This is a genomic window from Kribbella qitaiheensis, from assembly GCF_014217565.1.
Lineage (GTDB): Bacteria > Actinomycetota > Actinomycetes > Propionibacteriales > Kribbellaceae > Kribbella > Kribbella qitaiheensis_A.
This window is the reverse complement of sequence record NZ_CP043661.1, coordinates 7341277-7360606: the sequence shown is the minus strand read 5'-3', so window position 1 is coordinate 7360606 and position 19330 is coordinate 7341277. Positions and strand designations below refer to the sequence as shown.

Sequence of the window (19330 nt, the reverse complement as noted above, 5' to 3'; positions counted from 1 at the left end):
CCTGCTGGTCCTATCTCGGCGGCGGGCGGGGGTCAGCCGCGGGGGATGACGTAGTCGACCAGGTCGGCGTCGTCGGAGCTGAGGTCGGACCAGCGGGTGGTCAGGTGGAGGACTGTCAGGCCGCTGGTGGGGTATTTCTGGGTGAGTTCTACGCGGGACGGGCTGGTGCCGTCGAGGGCCAGTTCGTCTGCCAGCCAAGGGATTCCGGGGGCGTGGCCGACCAGGATGACGGTGCGGGTGTCGGCGGGGATGTCGTGCAGGACGTCCAGGAGTTCGTCGGTGCCGGCGCTGTAGACGCGGCGGTCGTACCAGACGTCCGTTGCGGTCGCGCCTGCCTCGGTGGCGTACTGCCAGGTCTCGCGGGTGCGGGTCGAGGGCGAGCAGACCACCAGCTCGGCATCGATGCCTTGGGCAACGAGGTAGCGGCCGGCCGCGGCGGCGTCGGCGCGGCCGCGGTCCGCCAGGGGGCGCTCGAGGTCGGGCATCGACTCGGGCGGCACCGCCTTGGCGTGTCGGAGCAACACGAGCGTGCGGTCCATCAGCAGATCGGACGGGTCAGCCACCCGCTCAGGATAGAGCGTCCGCCCGCGTCAGACCGGGGTCGACTGGAGGTTTTTGTAGACCTGGCGGGTGGCGGTGGAGCGGTTGAGGGTGATGAAGTGGATGCCGGGGGCGCCGCCGGCGAGGAGCTGGTCGCAGAGTTCGCTGGCGATTTCGATGCCGACCGCGCGGACCGCCTTCGGGTCGTCCTCCACCGCGTGCAGGCGGTCCGTCACCGCCGTGGGCAGCGCCATACCGGTCAGCTCTGCCATCCGGTGGATCTGCTTGATGTTCGTCACCGGCATGATGCCGGGCAGGATCGGGATGTCGCAGCCGAGTGCCGCCGCCCGGTCGACCAGGCGGAAGTAGTCGTCCGCGCCGAAGAACATCTGGGTGATCGCGTAGTCCGCCCCCGCAGCAGCCTTCGCCGCTAGCACCCGCGCGTCGGCGTCGAAGGAGGACGCCTCCGGGTGCTTGTCCGGGAACGCCGCGACGCCAACACAGAAATCGCCGAGCTCACGAACCAGCGACACCAGCTCGATCGCGTGGTTCATACCCTCCGGATGCGCCACCCAAGGCTGGTTCGGGCCGCCCTGCGGGTCGCCGCGCAGGGCCAGTACGTTGCGGACCCCGGACCCGGCGTACGCGCCGATCACCGACCGCAGCTCGTCCTTGGAGTGTGCGACACAGGTCAGGTGCCCCAGCGGCGTCAGCGAGGTGTCCTGGGCGACCCGCTCGGTGACCCGGATCGTGCCGTCGCGGGTCGTCCCGCCGGCGCCGTACGTGATCGAGACGAAGGTCGGCCGGAGTTGCTCGATCTCGCGGATCGACTGCCAGAGCACTTCCTCGGCCTCGGGGGTCTTCGGCGGGAAGAACTCGAACGAGAAGGACCGCTCGCCGGTCGCCAGCAGCTCGCGGATCGTCGGCGTGCTGCCGGGAAGCTTCGAGGGGAGACCGTTTGCCATTGTCCAAGGCTACCGGGGCGTGGGCTCGCGCGGGCGGACCGACTACCCTCCGAGACGTGTATGCCGAAGCAGACATCCCGACCGACGTCCAGCGAGCCCTGACCAGCTTCCTGGACATCCAGCAGGAACGGCTCGCCGAGATCGGGCCCGAACTGGCCGAGCTCGTCCAAGCCGCCCGGGACGCCACCAGCGGCGGCAAACGATTGCGTCCTTCCTTTTGCTACTCGGGTTTCCGGGCCGCGGGAGGCGACACCGACCAGCCGATCCTCAAGGCCGCGGCGAGCCTGGAAATGCTGCATGTCAGCGCGCTGGTCCACGACGACGTGATGGATTCGTCCGACGTACGCCGGGGCGCACCCGCCGCGCACAGGCGGTTCGAGGCGCTGCAGCGGGCTCGAACCGAAGCGAGTGGACGTGGCGGCGACCCGGTCGGCTTCGGTGTCGGCGCGGCCATCCTGCTCGGCGATCTCTGCCTGATCTGGGCCGACGAGATGCTGCACACGTCCGGCTTCGACGCGGCCGCTTTGGCCCGGTCGTCCAAGTTCTTCGACGCGGTCCGGGTCGAGGTGACGGCCGGCCAGTACCTGGACCTCGTCGCCCAGGCCAGTGGCGAGGCCGACATGGACCGTGCCCTGCGCGTACTGCGGTACAAGGCCGCGACCTACACCGTCGAGCGGCCGCTGCACATCGGAGCCGCGCTCGGTGGAGCCGGCCAGCATCTGATCGACGCGCTCTCGTCGTACGGGCTGCCGCTCGGCGAGGCGTTCCAGCTGCGGGACGACCTGCTCGGAGTGTTCGGCGACCCGACGGTGACCGGGAAGCCGGCCGGCGACGATCTGCGGGAGGGCAAGCGGACAGTGCTGACCGCGTACGCCGTGGATCACGCCTCCGAGGTGCAGCTGGGCGAGTTCGACCGGCTGTTCGGGCGGCCGGATCTCGACGACGACGAGGTCCAGTTGCTGCGCGAGATCCTGCAGGACAGCCGCGCGGTCCAGGCCTGTGAGGACCTGATCACCGACAAGACCGAGGACGCCCTGGCGGCGCTGGATCGGGCCCCCATCGACGACGAGACCGCCCGCAAGGCACTCGCCGACCTGGCGGTCGCAGCAACCTCCCGGCACCTGTGACGAGCTCCTTAGATTTCCCTAGAAATCGTTAGAACTCCCTAGAAACAGGCCCCTATGGCAGAGCCGGTGCAGGTCGAGGCGCCACCACTCCGGCGACCGCAGATCGTCAGGCAGAACTGGCGCGATCTGGTCTTCCTCCATTGGGCCGTGGAGCCGGCGAGTCTGCGACGCTTCTACCCGCCGGGCACTGAGCCGGACACGTACGAGGGCAAGAGCTATGTCGGCCTGGTCCCCTTCCGCATGACAGGGACGGGACTGCCGCATGGACCTGCCGTGCCGTGGCTGGGAACCTTCCTGGAGACCAACATCAGGCTGTATTCCGTCGACGCGACCGGTCGGCGCGGTGTGGTCTTCCTGAGCCTCGACGCGGATCGTGCCGCAGTGGTCGCGACAGCGCGGAGCGTCTTCGGCCTCCCCTACCGCTGGGCCCGGATGCGCCACCAGGTCCACGGCGACACCCACACCTACAGCTCCAGCCTGCGGTGGCCGGGGACGAGCGCCAGCAGCACCATCCGAGTCCAGCTCGGCGACACGCTCACCCCTGGGCCGCTGGAGCACTTCCTGACCGCCCGCTGGGGCCTGCATGTCGCCCGAGCAGGCCGCACGTGGCACCTGCCCAACGAGCACCCCGCCTGGGTACTACGAACCGCCGAGCTCACCGCCTTCGAGGAACACGGTCTGCTCGCGTCCGTAGGTCTCCAGGAGCTCAGCGGCCGCCCACCGGACCACGTCTCCTTCAGCCACGGCGTACCAGCGCGCTTCAGACGACCGACCCTGGCCAGTACTCCTAGACCACCGGCAGGTCGTTGACCAGATCCGGTACGTCGTGAGCCTCGCGGAGCAGGAACCGCAGTTGGCCGGACTCCTTCGCGTCTTCGCCGAAGATCTGCAGCGCCACGTCGACCGTGTCGTGGTCGTGGTCGAGCAGCTCTCGCCACCCCTCCCACAGCACCACCTCGGGCTCGCCTGTCGACCTGTCACTCAGCGAGTCGGCCAGTGCGTCCCAGTTCCGTCCGAACCAGCGCGGTAGGTCGAAGGTGGTCTTGCAGACGTCCAGGAAGCCCGCCTTGTCGGACACCTGCGTCGTGTCCAGCAGGACGAAGCTCCAGCCCGCCGCGGTCACGGTACGGCGTACGTGGTCGGCAGTGAGCTTGTGAGCGTGCCAGCGGTACACCCCAGGCCGCAGCCCGTTCGCCAGCAAGGTGTGCAGATCGGTCATCCGTCGGTCCCCCCGTCCGCCCTGATCCGGCGGAACGACTGGTAGTGATCGTCGGTGTAATAACGCTCACTGTTCTTCCCGGTCACGATCCGGCGGGCGCCTCGGTCCTTCTCCCCCGGCGTCTTCACCGTGTACTCGTGGTAGTACCCGCCGGCTTCCTTCGGCAGGATCTTCTCGAAGTTGCTGTACACGATGCCGTCCCGGCTGTACGGATACGGGCCGCCCTTGTCGATGAGCTTCAGCGTCTGCTGCGCTTCCTTGGGCAGGTCCACGACGGCGACGAAGACCAGCCCGCTGTCCGGGTCCTTCTGCGGCTGCCCGGCCGCCTTGTCCGCGCTGCAGCCGAGTAGTGAGGCAGCCAGCGTGATCACCAGCATGGCGATCACCACTGCGGCGATGATCCGGGCCGTCTTCGGATTGTTGATCACCCGGTACCCCGCAACCGCCTGCTGAACTCCGATGCCGCAGCAGCCGGGTCATCGGCTTCAGCGATCGCCCGTACGACGACCACTCGCTCGGCGCCGGCCTCGACGACCTCGTCCAGCCTGGCGAGGTCGATGCCGCCGATGGCGAACCACGGCTTCACGGACTGCCTACTGGCGGCGTACGAGACCAGCTCCAGTCCGGCGGCGCTTCTGCCGGGCTTGGTGGGAGTCGCCCAGACAGGGCCGACGCAGAAGTAGTCCGAGCCATGTTCAGTAACTGCTGCATTCACTTGGCTGAAGGTATGAGTGGAGCGGCCTATCAACGGCTCCTGTCCAGTGATGGCTCGTGCTGCGTGCACAGGCAGGTCCCGCTGACCTAGGTGCAGCACATCGGCACCTGCTGCGAAGGCGATATCTGCCCGGTCGTTGACCGCCAGCAGCTTGCCGTGCCGCTTGCAGGCGTCTGCGAACACCTCCAGGGCCGCAAGCTCGTCAGCCGCCTCAAGGTCCTTCTGGCGGAGCTGCACGATGTCGACGCCACCAGCGAGGGCGGCGTCCAGGAACTGCTGCAGGTCGCCCTGCTTCTCCCGCGCATCCACGCAGAGGTAGAGGCGGGCATCGGCGAGTCGTTCGCGCAGTACGGCGTCAGCGGTGTGCTCAGTCACAGGCCCAGCCTGCCATGTGGCCCTCCTGCAATGTATTCAGGCGTCGTACCCTTACTGCCATGGCTGAGCGAACTTCGGAAGTCGTCGTCATCGGCGGCGGACTGATCGGCCTGGCGATCGCTTGGCGACTCGCGGCAGACGGTATCCAGGTGACCGTATGTGATCCGACACCCGGCAGCCGCACCTCCGCCGTCGCGGCCGGCATGCTCGCGCCGGTCACCGAGGTCGAGTACGGCGAAGACGAACTATTGGCCCTCAACCTGGCCAGCGTCGCCGCCTGGCCCGATTTCGCCGCGGAGCTGGAATCCCTGACAGGCCAGTCGGCCGGGCTCAATCGCACTGGAACTCTCTCGGTCGCGTACGACGTGGACGACGCCGCCGCGCTCCGTCGCCTCGCGGACTACCAGCGCCGGCTCGGACTCGACGTCGAGGAGCTCTCCGGCCGCGAGGCCCGCAAGCGCGAACCACTGCTCGCAGCAGGCGTCTCCGGCGGTGTCTGGGTGCCCGGCGACCACTCGGTGGACAACCGCCAGGCGGTGTCAGCCCTCCTGCGCGCGACCGAGCTCACCGGCGTACAGCTGGAGCGACAGCAGGTCGCCCGGGTCCTCACAGCCGGTACTACGGCAGTCGGCGTGGAGCTGGAGGACGGCAGCACGATCAGGTCCAGCCAGATCGTGGCGGCAACCGGCCCGTGGTCCGCACAACTGAAGGGGATCCCCGAGGAGCTGCGGCCGCCGGTCAGGCCGGTCAAGGGCGAGGTCCTCCGACTGCGAGTCCCAGAGGCCTACCGCCCGGCCCTGCACCACACCGTCCGAGCCACTACCCGGGGGTTCTCGGTCTACCTGGTCCCCCGGCCCGGCGGCGAGCTGGTGGTGGGCGCGACGACAAGCGAGCTCGGCTACGACACGCGTGTACTCGCAGGGGGCGTGTTCTCCTTGCTGCGCGACGCACGAATGGTCTTGCCGATCACCGACGAGCTGGAGCTGGTCGAGACGGTCGCGGGACTGCGGCCCGCAACACCTGACAACGCGCCGATCCTGGGACCGTCCGGGCTCGACGGACTGCTCTGGGCAACCGGTCACTATCGCAACGGAGTACTGCTGACGCCGGTCACCGCCTCGCTCATAGCCGAGACCGTCCAGACAGGGACGGTCCCTGACCTTGCGGCGCCATTCCTGGTCAGTCGGTTCGCCACAGGTGAGGTCATGCCTAAGGTAGCGAGGTGAGTGAGGCTATGAAGGTGCACGTGAACGGCAGCGCCGAAGAGATCGCAGCAGGGACCACGGTCGCCGACGTCGTCGACCGCTGGGCGCGTAGCCCCATCGGCGTGGCTGTGGCGGTGAACGAGGCAGTTGTGACCCGGGCCGAGTGGACAGGTACGACACTGGCCGAGGGTGACCGGGTGGAGATCCTCACTGCGGTCCAAGGCGGTTGAGGAGGAACCATGAGTGACGACACCCTGACGATCGCCGGGCACGAGCTGACCTCGCGGCTGGTGATGGGTACCGGCGGCGCACCGAGCCTCGAAGTACTGGAGGAGGCTCTGGTCGCGTCTGGGACGGAGCTCACCACAGTGGCGCTCCGGCGGCTCGACCCGAGCCAGCAGGGCTCAGTGCTCGACGTACTGCGTAAGCACGGCATCGCTGTCCTCCCTAACACCGCTGGCTGCTTCACCGCCGGCGAGGCAGTCCTCACCGCCCGGCTGGCCCGAGAGGCGCTGGAGACGAACCTGATCAAGCTTGAGGTGGTCGCGGACGACCACACCCTGCTGCCCGATCCGGTGGAGCTGCTGGACGCGGCCGAGACGCTGGCCGCGGACGGGTTCTCCGTGTTCGCCTACACGAACGACGACCCGATCCTGGCTCGCCGGCTCGAGCAGGCCGGGTGCGTGGCGGTGATGCCGTTGGGTTCGCCGATCGGCTCGGGTCTGGGCATCCGGAACCCGCACAACATCGCCATGATCGTCGAGGCCGCCAACGTCCCCGTAGTACTGGATGCCGGGATCGGCACAGCGAGTGACGCCGCGCTGGCGATGGAACTCGGCTGCGACGCGGTCCTGCTCGCCACCGCGGTCACCCGCGCCGAACGGCCCGCCCTGATGGCCGCCGCGATGCGCGACGCCGTCACCGCGGGACGTAGCGCGCGGCTGGCCGGGCGGATCCCCCGCCGCTGGCATTCGGCCCAGGCGTCCTCGCCGGTCGACGGCCGCCTGTCGTACTGACGCTCAGTCACCGACCGGAGCTGCCGATAGGTGCCCTCGGCACCCTGTTGCCGGGAGCAATCGCCTCGATCGGGACGCTTGGCGGTACACGCTTTCGGTGATCGGAACACTTCGACGCGTCGATCGATTGTGAACCACATCAATGTAGTTCAGGCATAAACTGTAAACATTGAGTAACAGCCGTAACAAGTGACCCATGCGCACCTGTTGTCACATCCGTACCTGCACTTACCGTCAAGGAACGTTGACACGGGGAGACGGATATGCGTCACAAGGTCGTACGAATCTTGACCGGGATCGCGGTCCCGCTGCTGGCTGCTGGAGTGATCACCGCCGGTTCACCCGGCTTCGGGCACTACAAGGTAAAAAGCGGCGACACGCTCAGTCAGATCGCCACCCGGTACGGAACCACCGTCAAGACACTGGTTGCCCTGAACAACCTCCCGGGCAACGGCAACGCGATCTACGCCGGTGCCGTGCTCAGCCTGCCCGGCAAACCGGCCCAGCAGACCCAGCCCAGGCAGGGCAGGCCGACGCAGCCGAAGGCCGGCCAGATCATCTACATCGTCAAGTCCGGCGACACGATCGACAAGATCGCCAAGCGGTACCGCGTGACGCAGGGTTACCTGCTGTCGGTGAACGGCCTGAAGCCGTCCTCGCACATCTACGCCGGCAAGCCGCTGCGCGTCCCGGTACCGGTGCCCAAGGCAAAGGCAAAGCCGGTCGGTAAGAAGAAGAACAACACCTTCGCCGGCCGGACGTACGCCGACCACATCGTCGCCCAGGCGGACAAGAACAGGGCGACCCTGGCCAAGCGCAAGCTGCCGACCCGCGCCCAGATGCGGGCACTGATCGTCTCCACCGCGCACAAGTACGGCGTCGATCCGGAGTTGGCGCTCGCTGTCTCCTGGCAGGAGTCCGGCTGGAAGCAGCGGGTGGTCTCCCCCGCGAACGCCATCGGCGCGATGCAGGTGATCCCCTCGACCGGCCGGTTCGCGTCCAGCATCGTCGGCCGCAACCTGGATCTGCTGAAGCCGCTCGACAACGTCACCGCCGGGGTCGTCCTGCTCGACCGGCTGACCGCCGCGGCCAAGCTCGACATCGCCGTCGCGGGCTACTACCAGGGCCTGGGCGGCGTACGGCGTAACGGGATGTATCCCGATACCAAGCTCTACGTGACGAGCGTGCTGCGGATCAAGGCCCAGCTGGAGAACGGCTGGAACCCCCGATAAGGCGCTCCCGGAGCGTGCTGGTGGACGCACGGTAAGCGCAGTCCGGCGCGGCGGGGAAGCTGCTGCCGGACGCCTTATTTACACTCTCAGAGCAGACAGGCTTCGAGAGGCGGCTCCCCGCACGTGACGGACGACGTACACACCCAGGTCAGTGATCCCCTCGTCGGGCGTCTGCTCGACGGGCGGTACCGGGTGGGTGCGCGGGTCGCCAAGGGTGGCATGGCCACCGTTTACAAGGCGCTTGACATGCGGCTGGACCGGATCGTCGCGCTCAAGATCATGCACCTCGGGCTGGGCGACGACGCCGAGTTCGGCCGCCGGTTCGTAGCCGAGGCCCGGGCCGCCGCGAAGCTGTCCCACCCGAACGTGGTGGCCGTCTTCGACCAGGGGGACGACAACGGCACGCTCTTCCTCGCGATGGAGTACGTGCCGGGCCGGACGCTGCGCGACGTAGTACGGCAGCAGGCTCCGATGCCGCCCGCCAGGGCGCTGGACCTGCTCTCCCCTGTGCTGTCAGCGCTGTCCGCCGCGCATGACGCCGGCATCGTGCACCGCGACATCAAGCCGGAGAATGTGCTGATCGCGGACGACGGCACGGTGAAGGTCGCCGACTTCGGACTGGCCCGTGCTGTCACCACGAGCGGGCAGACCGCGACTCAGGGCCTCCTGATGGGCACTGTGTCGTACCTGGCACCCGAGCTTGTCACTGACGGCAGTGCCGACGCCCGGTCGGACGTGTACTCGGCCGGCATCGTCCTGTACGAGCTGCTCACCGGCATGAAACCCCACAGCGGCGACAGCCCGATCCAGGTCGCGTACGCCCACGTCCACGCGGATGTGCCGCCACCGTCCGAGATCCAGCCCGGCATCCCGCCGTACGTCGATGCGCTGGTGCAGCGAGCGACCGCACGCGACCGCGACATCCGGCCTGCCGACGCCCGGGTGCTGAGCCGCCAGGTGCGCAGGGTCCGCAGTGCGCTGGAGGAAGGGCTGCCGGACGACCCGGAGCTGACCGGCGACCTCACCATCCCGATCCAGCAGATGCGCCAGGACAACGGGTACGACGACGGCTACAGCCGGGACTACCAGGGCGAGCCGCCACGCAACGACACCATCGTCGTACCGTTCGAAGGCCGTCCGTTCGCGAATGTGCCGCCCGAGGAGCGGCCGCGACTCACCAATGCGGGCTCTCGGCCGGCGCCACCTCGGTCGCGCGGCCATGGGCTGATCGCCGTCATCACAGTGCTGGCCTTGGCGCTGGGCGTGGGTACAGCCGCCTGGTTCTACGGCGTCCACCGCTACACCTCGACGCCGTTGCTGCTGAGGATGGCGCCGGCCCGCCGCGGCAACCGAAGCCGGTAAGGCGGGGCTGGGGACCAAGCTGCTCGACCCGGAGTTCTCCGAGGACGTGCCGGCGGGCCAGGTCATGAACACCGACCCGGGGCCGGGTGACCGAATCCGGAAGAAGGGTGACGTCGGTCTCATCGTCTCCAAGGGGCCGGAGCGCTACCAGGTGCCGCAGCTGGCCGGGCTCGACGTCGACGCGGCCACTCGGGCACTCGAATCGGTCCAGCTGGTCGTCGGCAAGCAGACAAATGCCTACAGCGACGCCTTCCCGGCCGGCCGGGTGATCATCTTCAGTCCCAAGTTCGACACGACGCAGAAGCCCGGTACGCCGGTCGACCTGTGGGTCAGCCTGGGCAGGAAGCCGATCCCGGTGCCGAACATGACCGGTAAACCGGTGAAGGACGCCACCAAGGCGCTGCGGAAGGCCGGTTTCACGGTCGAGCGGACCGACCAGTTCGACGCCACCGTGCCCGAGGGCAAGGTGGTCAGCCAGACGCCGAACAACGGCACGCTGTTCGGCAAGGACAAGGTCAAGCTCGTCGTCTCCAAGGGCCCGCCGATGGTCGCGGTGCCGAACGTCCGGAGCAAGAAGCTGGCCGACGCGCAGAGGATCCTCACCGAGGCCGGGTTCAAGGTGAAGGTCGAGCTCGCGCCCTTCCACCTCGGTCTCAACCTGGTCGCCGGCCAGAATCCGGCCGCCGGGAAGATGGCTCAGCCCGGCAGCACCGTGATCGTCACCATCGTCTGAGACGTTTTGGTTGGCATGTCAGGTGTCTGACAAGCTTTGCCCGTGAATCGCTCCCGGATCGCCGTACTGGCACTGCTCGCTGTGGCCGCGGCCTGGGGATCGACGTTCTTCCTGACCAAGGACCTGCTGACCAGGATGGACGTCGCCGACTACCTGGCGTTGCGGTTCGCGATCGCCTCGGTCGCGCTGATCGCGATCCACCCGCCGGCGATCGGGCGGCTCAACCGGCTGGACCGCGGCCGGGGTGTTGCCCTGGGCATCACGTACGGCGTCGCGCAGCTCGTGCAGACCGAGGGCCTGCGCCATACCTCCGCGAGCGTTTCCGGCTTCGTCACCGGCATGTACGTCGTGTTCACGCCGCTGCTCGCCGCGGTCATCCTGCGGCACAAGATCGGCCGCTGGGCCTGGGTCGCGGTGGTGCTGGCGACGGTCGGCCTCGGCGTACTGTCCCTGCGCGATTTCAGCCTGGGCACGGGCGAGCTGCTGACACTGGCCTCGGCCGGGCTCTACGCGCTGCACATCATCGGGCTCGGCGCTTGGTCGACACCGTCGAATGCATTTGGGCTTTCCGCCCTGCAGATGCTGGTGATCACAGTCGTCTGCGGGATCGGCGCGATCCCGGGTGGCTTCACGTTGCCGAGCGGCGGGGGTGATTGGGTCGCCGTGATCTACATGGCTCTGGTGGCCGGGGCCGTGGCGCTGATCGTGCAGACCTGGGCCCAGGCGCATCTCACGCCGACCCGGGCCGCGATCGCGATGACGATGGAGCCGGTGTTCGCCTCACTGTTCGCCGTACTCTTCGGAACTGAGAGTGTGACCGGGCGGATGCTGATCGGCGGCGCCCTGGTGATGTCCGCGATGTACCTGGTCGAGCTGGCACCGCGGCGCAAGATCGAGGCAGAGGTTCAGCACCTAGCGCAGTGAGGGGGCGGCAGTGCGGGACAACAGCGCGCGACGGATCCGGTTCTTCCCCGTAGCGGTGATCGCGGTACTGCTGGCGTTCCTCGCCGCCGGGACGGCTTCCAACCTGCAACGGAATCCGCAACCAGGTCTCGTCTCCGAAGGCATCCCCGGGGTGGGCAGCTCGGCTTCTGTCACCCCTAGTGTGCCGTCGACGACTAGCGCGCGCTTGCCCTCGCAGTACGGCGGAATGGTCCGGCAGGCCCTCGCCGACCTGGATGCCCTGACGCTGCCGACCGGCGCGACCCTGGCCGGATGGGACGGCCCTTGGCGGTTCGTCTGGCCGCGCGACGCGTCGTTCGTCGCAGCGGCGCGCTGCTCGGTCGGCCAGTACGCCAAAGCAGGTGAGGTGCTGTCGTTCCTGAACCGGGTGCGACCGACGTCGGGCCGCTGGGCCGCTCGGTACGGTGTGGATGGCTTGGTGCCCCAGGACGGGCGAGAGGCGCAACTGGACGGATCGGGATGGGTGCTCTGGGCAACTTGGTTCTGCTCGTCCGGGCTCGACCTCTCCACCTACTGGCCGATGCTGCGCGAGTCCGGCGACCAGATCGTCGCCGAACTCGGCCCCGACGGTCTCCCCGCCGCCTCCCCCGACTACTGGGAACGCCCCGAGTCCAAGGTCACCCTCGGCACAGTCGCGCCCCTGCAGGCTGGCTTGCGCGCAGGCCTGGCGATCGCCTCAGTGCTGGGCCACGAAGTCCCTTCCTGGCAAGGCGCCCTGGACCGGTTGTCAGCAGCAACAGATCGTGTCTTCGGCCCGTCATATCCGCGGACCAAGGGCGGTGGGGCCGACGCGATCATCACGGTCCTCGGTCCCCCCTTCGCCCCACCACGAGCCGACGTCGCAGACGCCATCGACCACGCCCACGACCTCCTCACCCAGCCCAACGGCGGCGTAACCCCCGGCGAGGCCTGGCGCGCCGACGGCGTCGCCTGGACCCCACAAACCGCCCTCTTCGCCCTCAGCGCAGCCGCCCGAGGCGACCGCGAAACAGCCGAATCCCTCCTCACCTGGCTGGACACCCACCGCACCCGCACCGGCGCCCTCCCAGAAAAAGTCAACCGAGACCTACAACCCGCCGGCGAGGCCCCCCTAGCCTGGACCTCCGCCCTAACAATCCTCACCACCGCAGCCCTAGACGGCCCCCTCCCCCGCCCCGCCGCTTAATGGTCCACGGCGGAAGTTCGCTGCTTTGGTTGGTTGAAGTGCTCCTCGCCGTCGATGCGTGGGTCTGTGTCCCTAACGACAGGTAATGGGTGGCTGCCGACCCGGGTTCCCCGCTCAACCAGGCGGCATCGGGGGCGCTCGGACGGACCATTACCTGTCGTTCGGGACACGGGAAGGACCGGTTGCCGCTAGTTGCAGACCTCTTATCGGCAGAGGCAAGTTTGTTTCAGACGGGGAAGTCAGCCTGGCTCGGGCCGATCTGGAGTGCAGTCGGACGCCAGCCAGGCAGTGGTTGAACTGTCTAGGGACGATCGGGCCTTACTCAGCGGGGATCGCGGTCAAACCTGTCGTCGGCGGGGTGATTCGAGCGAGGGTCAGGATGCACTGCCTGGCTGGCGGTACGACGGGCTCGAATAGGTGCGGGTTCGGAGTGGATGATCCGTGACCGCGACGCCAGCACCTGCGACGCCCAGCGCTCCAGCTCAACGGCAACTCGGCATTCGGCGACCCACCCTGGACTTATGCAGCGACCTTCAGAAGCAAGTGGCGCTAGCAGATCTCCATGGTGTCGTGGGTTGGTGCGGCGGGGCGCGTCGTGGTGGTGGCTGTCGAGTAGAAGAAGGCCGTTGAGGCGATGTCGTCCTGGAGGGGGAGGTAGCGGCCGCCTGAGCGCCAGCCGAGGGCTTGGACGTCTACCCGCAACTTGGAGCGGAAGCGGATCGGGTCTGGTAGGTGGAAGCGGTACATGCCGAACCGCTGCTGGCTCTGGTATTGGCCGTCCGGGCGGATCACCTGCGGCATCCCCAAGTACGGCGTACTGAACTCGGCGTAGCCGCCGCGGGTCTCGCCGAGGTCGAAGTTCCAGGCGCCGCCGAAGTAGTCCTCGGTCCCGGTGCCGCAGATCGTCGGGAACTCCTCGTCGTCGAGGTAGAACTTCACCTCGCCCTCGCCCCACCAACCGCTGCTGTTCACGCCCCACGCGAGGTAGGTCCCAACGTAGTGCCCCGGGCCGTCCACGCCGTCGAGCAGCGTGTGCACGGTCTCGGCCTGTAGCGGGTTGCTGCGCCGCCACTGCGCATGCAGGTACGCCGCTCCGTCGGCCACCGCGCCGAGCCAGTAGTCCACCTGGAAGTACACGATCACGGCCTCGTCGTGGGTGTTCTCGATCGTCAGCTGGGCCTGCGAGCGGAACGGCATCTCCCAGTAGCTGTTGAAGCCGCCGTTCGGGTTTACCGAGACCGGCAGCGAGTTCACCTGCGCGAACCGACCCCAGCCCGAGCAGAAAAAGTCTCCGACCGGCGCCTCGATCGCGGGCGCTTCGTCGCCGTCCCAGTGGGCGCGCAGTACGAGTCGGCGCCAGTTGTCGCTGTGGGTGGTCAGCCAGATGTGAGTGATCGCACCGGAGCCGGTGATGTCGGCGAGCGTGACGGTCTCCCCCGCCGCGATCTCGATCGACGGCGACACCTTCCAGCCGACGCCGAGGTCACGGGCCGCGTGCGCCCCTGTCCCCTCCGTACGCCGACCGCCCTGGCCGCGCTCGCCGGTCGGGTTCTCCGCGCTGATGGAGCGGGTCTCGACATCGACGACCGCGCTGATTCCGGACAGGTTCGGAAGAGTCATACTGCGACCCTAGGCTCCGGGACGGCTTGGCCGAAGGATTGGAAATCGATTTCTCACACTCTGAACATTTGCTGCACAGCAGATCGGACCTCCCGCCCGTCTTTAGTAGGACAGACCGGCGCCGGCCCGGTCCGCACGAGGAGGCAGCGTGACGTTCGAAGAATGGACCCGGCAGGGCGTGCCGAAGCTGCTCCGGTTCGCCACCGTTCTGTGCGGCGACGGTCACCTCGCCGAGGACATGGTCCAGGAGGCGGTGATCAAGGCCCAGCGGAACTGGGACCGGATCCAGCAAGCCGACCGGCCGGACTCCTACCTGCGCAAGATGGTGGTCAACGAGTATCTGTCCTGGCGCCGCAAGTGGTCGCGATTCGTCCCGCGTCCACAGGTCGATCCGTACTCCGCGGCACCCGATCATGCGGTCCAGTACGCCGATCGCGACCAGCTCATCGCCGAACTGGCCAAGCTACCGAGGCGGCAACGCGCAGTACTGGTGTTGCGCTTCTACGGCGGTCTGTCGGATCCGGAGATCGCCGAGACCCTCGGCTGCTCGGCGGGCACGGTCCGCGGCTACGCATCCCGCGCGCTGGCGACCCTCCGGATCGAGTTCGCCCCATCCCCCACACTTCCCACCTCCCGCCGTACCGGAGTGAATCATGCGCACTGAAGAAGACCTCCGCAATGCCTTCGACCACTTGGCCGACTCGGCACCGGACCCGTCGAACATCCTGGCCGCCCAAGAGCCCAAGCCGGTACGCCGGAGCCGCACGCCGCTGGTCCTCGGCGCTGTCCTGGCCACCACTGCCGCTGTCGTGGCGGTGCCTGTCATCGTCAACCACAACAAGCAGCAGACAGTTCAGCCTGCGACCCAACCACCGACGCGGCCCGCCAATGACAGTTGGCGGGATCGGCTGAATTTTCCCCAGCCGGCCAACCTGCCGTACTTCGACAGCAGCGCTTTCGGACGCCACAGCCAAGGCGTGATCCTGACCAGCGAGACTTCGACCTGTGTGGTGAACGCCTATGCGAAGGGTGCGTTCGACGCCGGCAGCATCCCGCCCGGTAGCCAGCGGATCAAGATCAACGGCACTCTCGGATACGTCGCCGTACTGGCTGATCCGTTCAGTCCCCAAGCCCCCAAGGTGAAGTGGGCCGTCTGGGAACCGGCTCCGAACACCTGGATGACCACATATTGCCAGCGGAGCCACAAGGTCGACCCCGCTGGCGCAGTCGCTCTGGCGAAGGTGGCCGATCTCTCCGAACAGCGGCTGCCCGCGCCATACCGGATCGGGTACGTACCGGCTGGGCTCAACGTCACATCGTTGTCGGTGATTCCGCACAGCAGCGCGACCAGCGAGGCCGAGCAGGACTTCATCGCCTATCTGGGCACCGACCAGGACGAGGCGGAGAATCCGTCGACCGGGCAGCTGCCGCATGCGCAGATCACCTACCTGACTGCGGATTCCGCGACCGCGACCCACCTGCCGAAGAACGCGGAACAACTCACCATCAACGGACGGACTGCCTACCTCGGCACGGACGAAGGACCCAATGTCCTCGCCATCAAAGGCGAAGGATTCCAGGTCCGCATCGAGCTGGGCGGCACGGTCCCGAACGAGCGCGGCGAGCTGATCAAGATCGCCAAGGGTATGGATCTCACGGCCAACCCGCACGACCTGCGCGCCTGGTTCGACGCAGCCGTCGCCATTCCCTAGCCCGACCGATCCGCCCCTGGCTTCTTCAGCAGGGGCGGATTCTTGCGTCGAGGCCGGTGTAGGACAGGCAGGCTCGGGGGCGGCCCCTGGTCGGGCTTGGCGCGGAGGATGAGGGGGAAGGCGTCGGCGCCGCGGACATCCGGCGACTTCGCCGTCTTGAGGCTACCGACTGCGCCGCCGCGCGCCTGCGCCGCAGTACGGACGTCCTCGACCGTGACCGTACTGCGGGCCGCCTTGGTCGCGGCGGCATTGGCATCGTCGGCGACCTTGAGCGCGAAGGCGATCTCGGGCGGCTTCGACCACGTAGTCGCGGTGGTCGGGAAGACCAGGCCGAACATCAAGGCACCGACCAGCCCGATGATGCGGCGGGTTCGCCGCGCGCCCGAACCCGCGATCACCGCGGCACAGCCGAACGCGAGCAACAGCGTGATCCCCCGCATCACCCACTGCCGGTCCAGCCGGCCGTCCACTGCGAACGCGGCGACCACTGCGATCACCAGGCAGCCAAAGGCAGTCGCGGCGCCGAGGACACGGGGAGAGACGGATTTCATGGCGCTGACGATAGGGGTGGCAGAGTTCTGCCGACACGTGGAGGTGGGTATGGCGGATCTCGAGATCGGTCCAGCGAGCGCGGCGGAGTTGGCGAAGTTCAGCGAGTGGGCGGCCGAGGAGCAGTGGAATCCGGGCCATTCGACCTGCTCGCCTTCACCGCGTCCGACCCGGCGGGCTTCCTGGTGGGCCGGCTTGAAGGGCAGGCGATCGCGTCGATCTCGGCGATTCGTTACGGGTCGGAGTACGGGTTCATCGGCTTCTACATCGTTCGTCCGGAGTTCTGCGGTAAGGGATTCGGCATCCAGCTCTGGCGGGCGGGGATGGATCGGCTGGCAGGGCGCAACGTCGCGCTGGACGGCGTCGTCGACCAGCAGGACAGCTACCACAAGTCGGGGTTCCGGCACGCCTACAACCACGTCCGCTACGAGGGCGTTCCGGCCGTCGACCCCGTCCGCGTTCGACCTACAGGTGTTCGCGGGATTGATCTGGTCGATGGTCGGTCAGTGCCGTTCGACCAACTGGCGGCGTACGACCGCCGGTTCTTCCCGGCCGACCGCAGTTCCTTCCTCGCTCTCTGGGTGAGCCTGCCCGGGCGACGGTCGCTCGCCGCTGTGCGCGACGGCCGGCTGGAAGGTTTCGCCGTACTGCGGGAAGCTCGCTCGGGCTCGCGTATCGGGCCGATCTTCGCGGCGTCGGACGAGATCGGGCACGCGCTCGTGGCGGGGCTGAGCACTCCTGGCGCGACCGTCGCCATCGACGTTCCGGATGCCAACCACTCGGCCGTGAAGCTGGTCGAACGGCTCGGTCTCGAGCCGACGTTCGAGTGCGCCCGGATGTACACAGGCCCGGACCCGGAGGTCGAGCTGAGCGGCATCTTCGGTAACACCAGCCTCGAACTCGGCTAGCTTCGGACATTTCTGCCCGAGATCTGCAGTAATCAACACTTATTCATACCTTGAGGCCGACTTGGTGTACCCGCCCGTTCACCGACCATGAGGTTTGCATGCCCGGACCAGCCACCTTCCGCTACCAGATCCTCCACACCACTGCCCGGCTGGTCCACACCGCCCGCGACTGGCACCTCAAACTCGACACCGACTGGCCCTGGACCACCGAACTCACCGCCGCGTTCGGCCGATTCCGCGCAGCCCCCGGCCGCTCACCTGACCAACACCGAACAGAGGCAGGCTGGCGCCGTGGACTGGCTCAGGCTCTGCGTGAGATGACCATGATGTATTCGCAGGGCGTGTTCGCGCGGTTGGCGAACTCGATCACTGCGTCGGCTCGGAAGAAGAGCGAGTCGCCGGTGCCCAGGCGCTCGCTGACCCCGTCGACTGCCACGGTCAGGGTGCCTTTGATGACCACGAGCTGTTTCTCGGTGCCGGGAGGGTAGCCGGGCAGGGGCCCGGTCGAGACATGCGCCGGGAGGTAGTGGCAGACCATCTCGGTGCGTCCTGCGCCGGGGGCGGCTGACACGATGTGGCGTTCGAAGCCGGTCTCCGGGTCGCGGAAGATCGGACGATCACTCCTGCGCATCACGACAGCGACGCCGGAGGCTGCGGGCGCGCCGACCAGGTCTGACAGCGATGTGTCGAGTGCGTGAGCGATCTTGGTGGCTACGCCGATCGTGGGACTTTTCTCTCCGCGCTCCACCTTGGACAGCATCGCGCGGCTGACCGCGGATCGTTTCGACAGCTGCTCCAGCGTCAGGCCGGCTTCCTCGCGGCGTTGCCGCGCGCGGCTGCCGAAACCGCTGGCCACGTCCTCGCCCTGATTCGGTTCGCTGCCGTCGACGAACTTCTCAGCCACACCTGCTCCTGACCAGTCGGACCAACCTTGCCTGGGTCAGTTTAGGTCCGCCTTGATGTTTCTTCTATGTTAGATTGCGTGTCTTCTATTAGAGATCTCGGCGGCGACCGCGAGCAGGCGAAAGCGCAGGCAAGCTGCTGAGGGGCACCTCAAGCGACGCCGGGCGACCACGACCAGGCAGTGGAGGCTTCCATGCGTTTCATCTCGGGCGGTCAGCATCATGCCCTCTTCGAATTCGGCGACCTGCAGGTTCTTTCCCTGCGAGACGGCTACATCGACATGCCACCGACGCGGCTGCGCGACGAGAGCGGGAGCCCGCTCGACGCGCTCCCGGACAGCGTCCCGCTTGCCGAGGGCAACTTGCGTCTGTCGGTCAACGCCTTCTACATCAGCGACGGCACGCGGTCGGTGCTCATCGACACCGGCGCATCCAACGCCTTGCACTCCACGATGGGATCGCTCTACGAGGCCCTGGCCGAGGCCGGCATCGAGCGCGACGACATCACCGACGTCGCCATCACCCACAATCACGGGGACCACGTCAACGGACTAATCGCACCGGACGGTTCAGAGGCGTTCCCCCGACTTCAGCGTGTGTGGATCGGAGCCGACGACATGTCGGTGTTCACCGGCCGGCTGGAGCCGGTCCGTGACCGCGTCATGCCGATCGACGGCAAGGTCGGCATCAACGACTGGGTCACAGCTGTCCCGACTGCGGGCCACACGCCCGGTCACACCGTCTACGACGTCCAGAGCAGCACCGGACATCTCCTCGTATGGGGCGACACTGTGCACGTCCCGTCCCTGCAGTTCGACCAGCCGCACGTGTCGTGGGAACTCGACGGCGACCAATCTCAGGCGCGTGAGGCGCGAGCCACCCTGTTGGAACAGCTCACCGAGCCGGACCACTTCGTGGCCGGCGCGCATCTGGACTCGCCCGGTGTCGCCCGCGTGACGCGTGCCGGCGGCAGCTACGCGCTGGAGTACCTCGCCCAGTCCATCTCATGACGACCGAAGGAC

At 67.7% G+C, this 19330-nt stretch carries 22 protein-coding genes and 1 pseudogene; 15 read left to right on the top strand and 8 right to left on the bottom strand.

Annotated elements, in window-relative coordinates:
• Nucleotides 1–32 precede the first annotated feature (32 nt).
• Both F1D05_RS34925 and metF read right to left on the bottom strand, forming a co-directional pair.
• Nucleotides 33–563 carry a SixA phosphatase family protein gene (locus tag F1D05_RS34925; RefSeq protein WP_185444544.1) on the bottom strand — a complete coding sequence of 177 codons (531 nt, stop codon included), beginning with the start codon at nucleotides 561–563 and terminating at the stop codon, nucleotides 33–35.
• Between the two features lie 27 nt (nucleotides 564–590).
• Nucleotides 591–1505: a methylenetetrahydrofolate reductase [NAD(P)H] gene (gene metF, locus F1D05_RS34920; protein ID WP_185444543.1), complete on the bottom strand. Its 915-nt coding sequence runs from the start codon at nucleotides 1503–1505 to the stop codon at nucleotides 591–593.
• Nucleotides 1506–1561: 56 nt separating this feature from the next.
• On the opposite strand from metF, the gene F1D05_RS34915 reads away from it, so the two are divergent.
• Both F1D05_RS34915 and F1D05_RS34910 read left to right on the top strand, forming a co-directional pair.
• Entirely contained in the window at nucleotides 1562–2632 is a 1071-nt protein-coding gene (locus tag F1D05_RS34915) for a polyprenyl synthetase family protein (protein WP_185444542.1), read from the top strand.
• Nucleotides 2633–2686: 54 nt separating this feature from the next.
• A complete protein-coding gene (locus F1D05_RS34910) occupies nucleotides 2687–3442 on the top strand; it encodes a YqjF family protein (RefSeq protein WP_185444541.1) in 756 nt (251 codons plus the stop codon).
• Here F1D05_RS34910 and F1D05_RS34905 read toward each other — a convergent pair.
• Genes F1D05_RS34905 through thiE form a run of 3 tightly spaced genes read right to left on the bottom strand, consistent with a single transcriptional unit; the run spans nucleotide 3420 to nucleotide 4941 of the window.
• On the bottom strand, nucleotides 3420–3851 hold the full coding sequence (locus tag F1D05_RS34905; RefSeq protein WP_185444540.1) for a barstar family protein: 432 nt from the start codon (nucleotides 3849–3851) through the stop codon (nucleotides 3420–3422). The genes F1D05_RS34910 and F1D05_RS34905 overlap by 23 nt on opposite strands.
• The gene (locus F1D05_RS34900; RefSeq protein ID WP_246486217.1) at nucleotides 3848–4279 is read right to left on the bottom strand and encodes a ribonuclease domain-containing protein; all 432 of its coding nucleotides are present in this window, start codon (nucleotides 4277–4279) and stop codon (nucleotides 3848–3850) included. Before F1D05_RS34900 ends, F1D05_RS34905 begins: the two co-directional genes overlap by 4 nt.
• Nucleotides 4276–4941 (bottom strand): thiamine phosphate synthase, encoded by a 666-nt coding sequence (thiE, locus tag F1D05_RS34895; RefSeq protein WP_185444539.1) that lies wholly within the window; start codon nucleotides 4939–4941, stop codon nucleotides 4276–4278. Before thiE ends, F1D05_RS34900 begins: the two co-directional genes overlap by 4 nt.
• 59 nt (nucleotides 4942–5000) lie before the next feature.
• Here thiE and thiO point away from each other — a divergent pair, with 59 nt between their 5' ends.
• From thiO to F1D05_RS34860, 8 genes are all read left to right on the top strand, one after another.
• Nucleotides 5001–6167, top strand: a complete 1167-nt coding sequence (gene thiO, locus F1D05_RS34890) for a glycine oxidase ThiO (protein WP_185444538.1) — start codon at nucleotides 5001–5003, stop codon at nucleotides 6165–6167.
• Complete coding sequence (gene thiS, locus F1D05_RS34885) at nucleotides 6164–6376, top strand: sulfur carrier protein ThiS (RefSeq protein ID WP_246486216.1); 213 nt, start codon at nucleotides 6164–6166, stop codon at nucleotides 6374–6376. The genes thiO and thiS overlap by 4 nt, the downstream gene beginning before the upstream one ends.
• 9 nt (nucleotides 6377–6385) lie before the next feature.
• Entirely contained in the window at nucleotides 6386–7162 is a 777-nt protein-coding gene (locus F1D05_RS34880) for a thiazole synthase (protein WP_185444537.1), read from the top strand.
• A 263-nt stretch (nucleotides 7163–7425) separates the two neighbouring features.
• Nucleotides 7426–8394 (top strand): LysM peptidoglycan-binding domain-containing protein, encoded by a 969-nt coding sequence (locus F1D05_RS34875; protein ID WP_185444536.1) that lies wholly within the window; start codon nucleotides 7426–7428, stop codon nucleotides 8392–8394.
• Between the two features lie 123 nt (nucleotides 8395–8517).
• Nucleotides 8518–9756, top strand: a complete 1239-nt coding sequence (locus tag F1D05_RS39285; protein WP_246486215.1) for a protein kinase domain-containing protein — start codon at nucleotides 8518–8520, stop codon at nucleotides 9754–9756.
• 7 nt (nucleotides 9757–9763) lie between these two features.
• Nucleotides 9764–10489, top strand: coding sequence for a PASTA domain-containing protein (locus tag F1D05_RS39280; protein WP_343066659.1), 726 nt, complete (start codon nucleotides 9764–9766; stop codon nucleotides 10487–10489).
• A 42-nt stretch (nucleotides 10490–10531) separates the two neighbouring features.
• Nucleotides 10532–11413, top strand: coding sequence for a DMT family transporter (locus tag F1D05_RS34865; RefSeq protein WP_185444535.1), 882 nt, complete (start codon nucleotides 10532–10534; stop codon nucleotides 11411–11413).
• Nucleotides 11414–11423: 10 nt separating this feature from the next.
• Nucleotides 11424–12617, top strand: a complete 1194-nt coding sequence (locus F1D05_RS34860; RefSeq protein WP_185444534.1) for a glucoamylase — start codon at nucleotides 11424–11426, stop codon at nucleotides 12615–12617.
• Nucleotides 12618–13166: 549 nt separating this feature from the next.
• Here the strand turns inward: F1D05_RS34860 and F1D05_RS34855 are convergent.
• Nucleotides 13167–14237 carry a glycoside hydrolase family 172 protein gene (locus F1D05_RS34855; RefSeq protein ID WP_185444533.1) on the bottom strand — a complete coding sequence of 357 codons (1071 nt, stop codon included), beginning with the start codon at nucleotides 14235–14237 and terminating at the stop codon, nucleotides 13167–13169.
• Between the two features lie 148 nt (nucleotides 14238–14385).
• Between F1D05_RS34855 and F1D05_RS34850 the strand changes: the two genes are divergently transcribed.
• Both F1D05_RS34850 and F1D05_RS34845 read left to right on the top strand, forming a co-directional pair.
• Nucleotides 14386–14901 carry a SigE family RNA polymerase sigma factor gene (locus F1D05_RS34850; RefSeq protein ID WP_185444532.1) on the top strand — a complete coding sequence of 172 codons (516 nt, stop codon included), beginning with the start codon at nucleotides 14386–14388 and terminating at the stop codon, nucleotides 14899–14901.
• Nucleotides 14891–15949 carry a hypothetical protein gene (locus tag F1D05_RS34845; protein ID WP_185444531.1) on the top strand — a complete coding sequence of 353 codons (1059 nt, stop codon included), beginning with the start codon at nucleotides 14891–14893 and terminating at the stop codon, nucleotides 15947–15949. Before F1D05_RS34850 ends, F1D05_RS34845 begins: the two co-directional genes overlap by 11 nt.
• Here the strand turns inward: F1D05_RS34845 and F1D05_RS34840 are convergent.
• Nucleotides 15946–16500: a hypothetical protein gene (locus F1D05_RS34840; protein ID WP_246486213.1), complete on the bottom strand. Its 555-nt coding sequence runs from the start codon at nucleotides 16498–16500 to the stop codon at nucleotides 15946–15948. The two genes, F1D05_RS34845 and F1D05_RS34840, sit on opposite strands and share 4 nt — an antisense overlap.
• Nucleotides 16501–16623: 123 nt before the next feature.
• Here F1D05_RS34840 and F1D05_RS34835 point away from each other — a divergent pair, with 123 nt between their 5' ends.
• Nucleotides 16624–17406, top strand: a complete 783-nt coding sequence (locus F1D05_RS34835) for a GNAT family N-acetyltransferase (protein ID WP_206685964.1) — start codon at nucleotides 16624–16626, stop codon at nucleotides 17404–17406.
• Between the two features lie 104 nt (nucleotides 17407–17510).
• Nucleotides 17511–17654, top strand: a pseudogene (locus F1D05_RS43320) (IS1380 family transposase); the annotation flags it as partial.
• 53 nt (nucleotides 17655–17707) lie between these two features.
• Here the strand turns inward: F1D05_RS43320 and F1D05_RS34830 are convergent.
• A complete protein-coding gene (locus tag F1D05_RS34830) occupies nucleotides 17708–18310 on the bottom strand; it encodes a helix-turn-helix domain-containing protein (protein WP_185444530.1) in 603 nt (200 codons plus the stop codon).
• A gap of 192 nt (nucleotides 18311–18502) precedes the next feature.
• Here F1D05_RS34830 and F1D05_RS34825 point away from each other — a divergent pair, with 192 nt between their 5' ends.
• Nucleotides 18503–19318: an MBL fold metallo-hydrolase gene (locus F1D05_RS34825; RefSeq protein ID WP_185444529.1), complete on the top strand. Its 816-nt coding sequence runs from the start codon at nucleotides 18503–18505 to the stop codon at nucleotides 19316–19318.
• Nucleotides 19319–19330: the final 12 nt, after the last annotated feature.

Bases quoted from the DNA above. Each gene is read 5' to 3' on its own strand.
- metF (WP_185444543.1), bottom strand. From the start codon at position 1,505: ATGGCAAACGGTCTCCCCTCGAAGCTTCCCGGCAGCACGCCGACGATC.
- F1D05_RS34910 (WP_185444541.1), top strand. From the start codon at position 2,687: ATGGCAGAGCCGGTGCAGGTCGAGGCGCCACCACTCCGGCGACCGCAG.
- F1D05_RS34905 (WP_185444540.1), bottom strand. From the start codon at position 3,851: ATGACCGATCTGCACACCTTGCTGGCGAACGGGCTGCGGCCTGGGGTG.
- thiO (WP_185444538.1), top strand. From the start codon at position 5,001: ATGGCTGAGCGAACTTCGGAAGTCGTCGTCATCGGCGGCGGACTGATC.
- F1D05_RS34880 (WP_185444537.1), top strand. From the start codon at position 6,386: ATGAGTGACGACACCCTGACGATCGCCGGGCACGAGCTGACCTCGCGG.
- F1D05_RS34875 (WP_185444536.1), top strand. From the start codon at position 7,426: ATGCGTCACAAGGTCGTACGAATCTTGACCGGGATCGCGGTCCCGCTG.
- F1D05_RS34855 (WP_185444533.1), bottom strand. From the start codon at position 14,237: ATGACTCTTCCGAACCTGTCCGGAATCAGCGCGGTCGTCGATGTCGAG.
- F1D05_RS34845 (WP_185444531.1), top strand. From the start codon at position 14,891: ATGCGCACTGAAGAAGACCTCCGCAATGCCTTCGACCACTTGGCCGAC.
- F1D05_RS34840 (WP_246486213.1), bottom strand. From the start codon at position 16,500: ATGAAATCCGTCTCTCCCCGTGTCCTCGGCGCCGCGACTGCCTTTGGC.
- F1D05_RS34825 (WP_185444529.1), top strand. From the start codon at position 18,503: ATGCGTTTCATCTCGGGCGGTCAGCATCATGCCCTCTTCGAATTCGGC.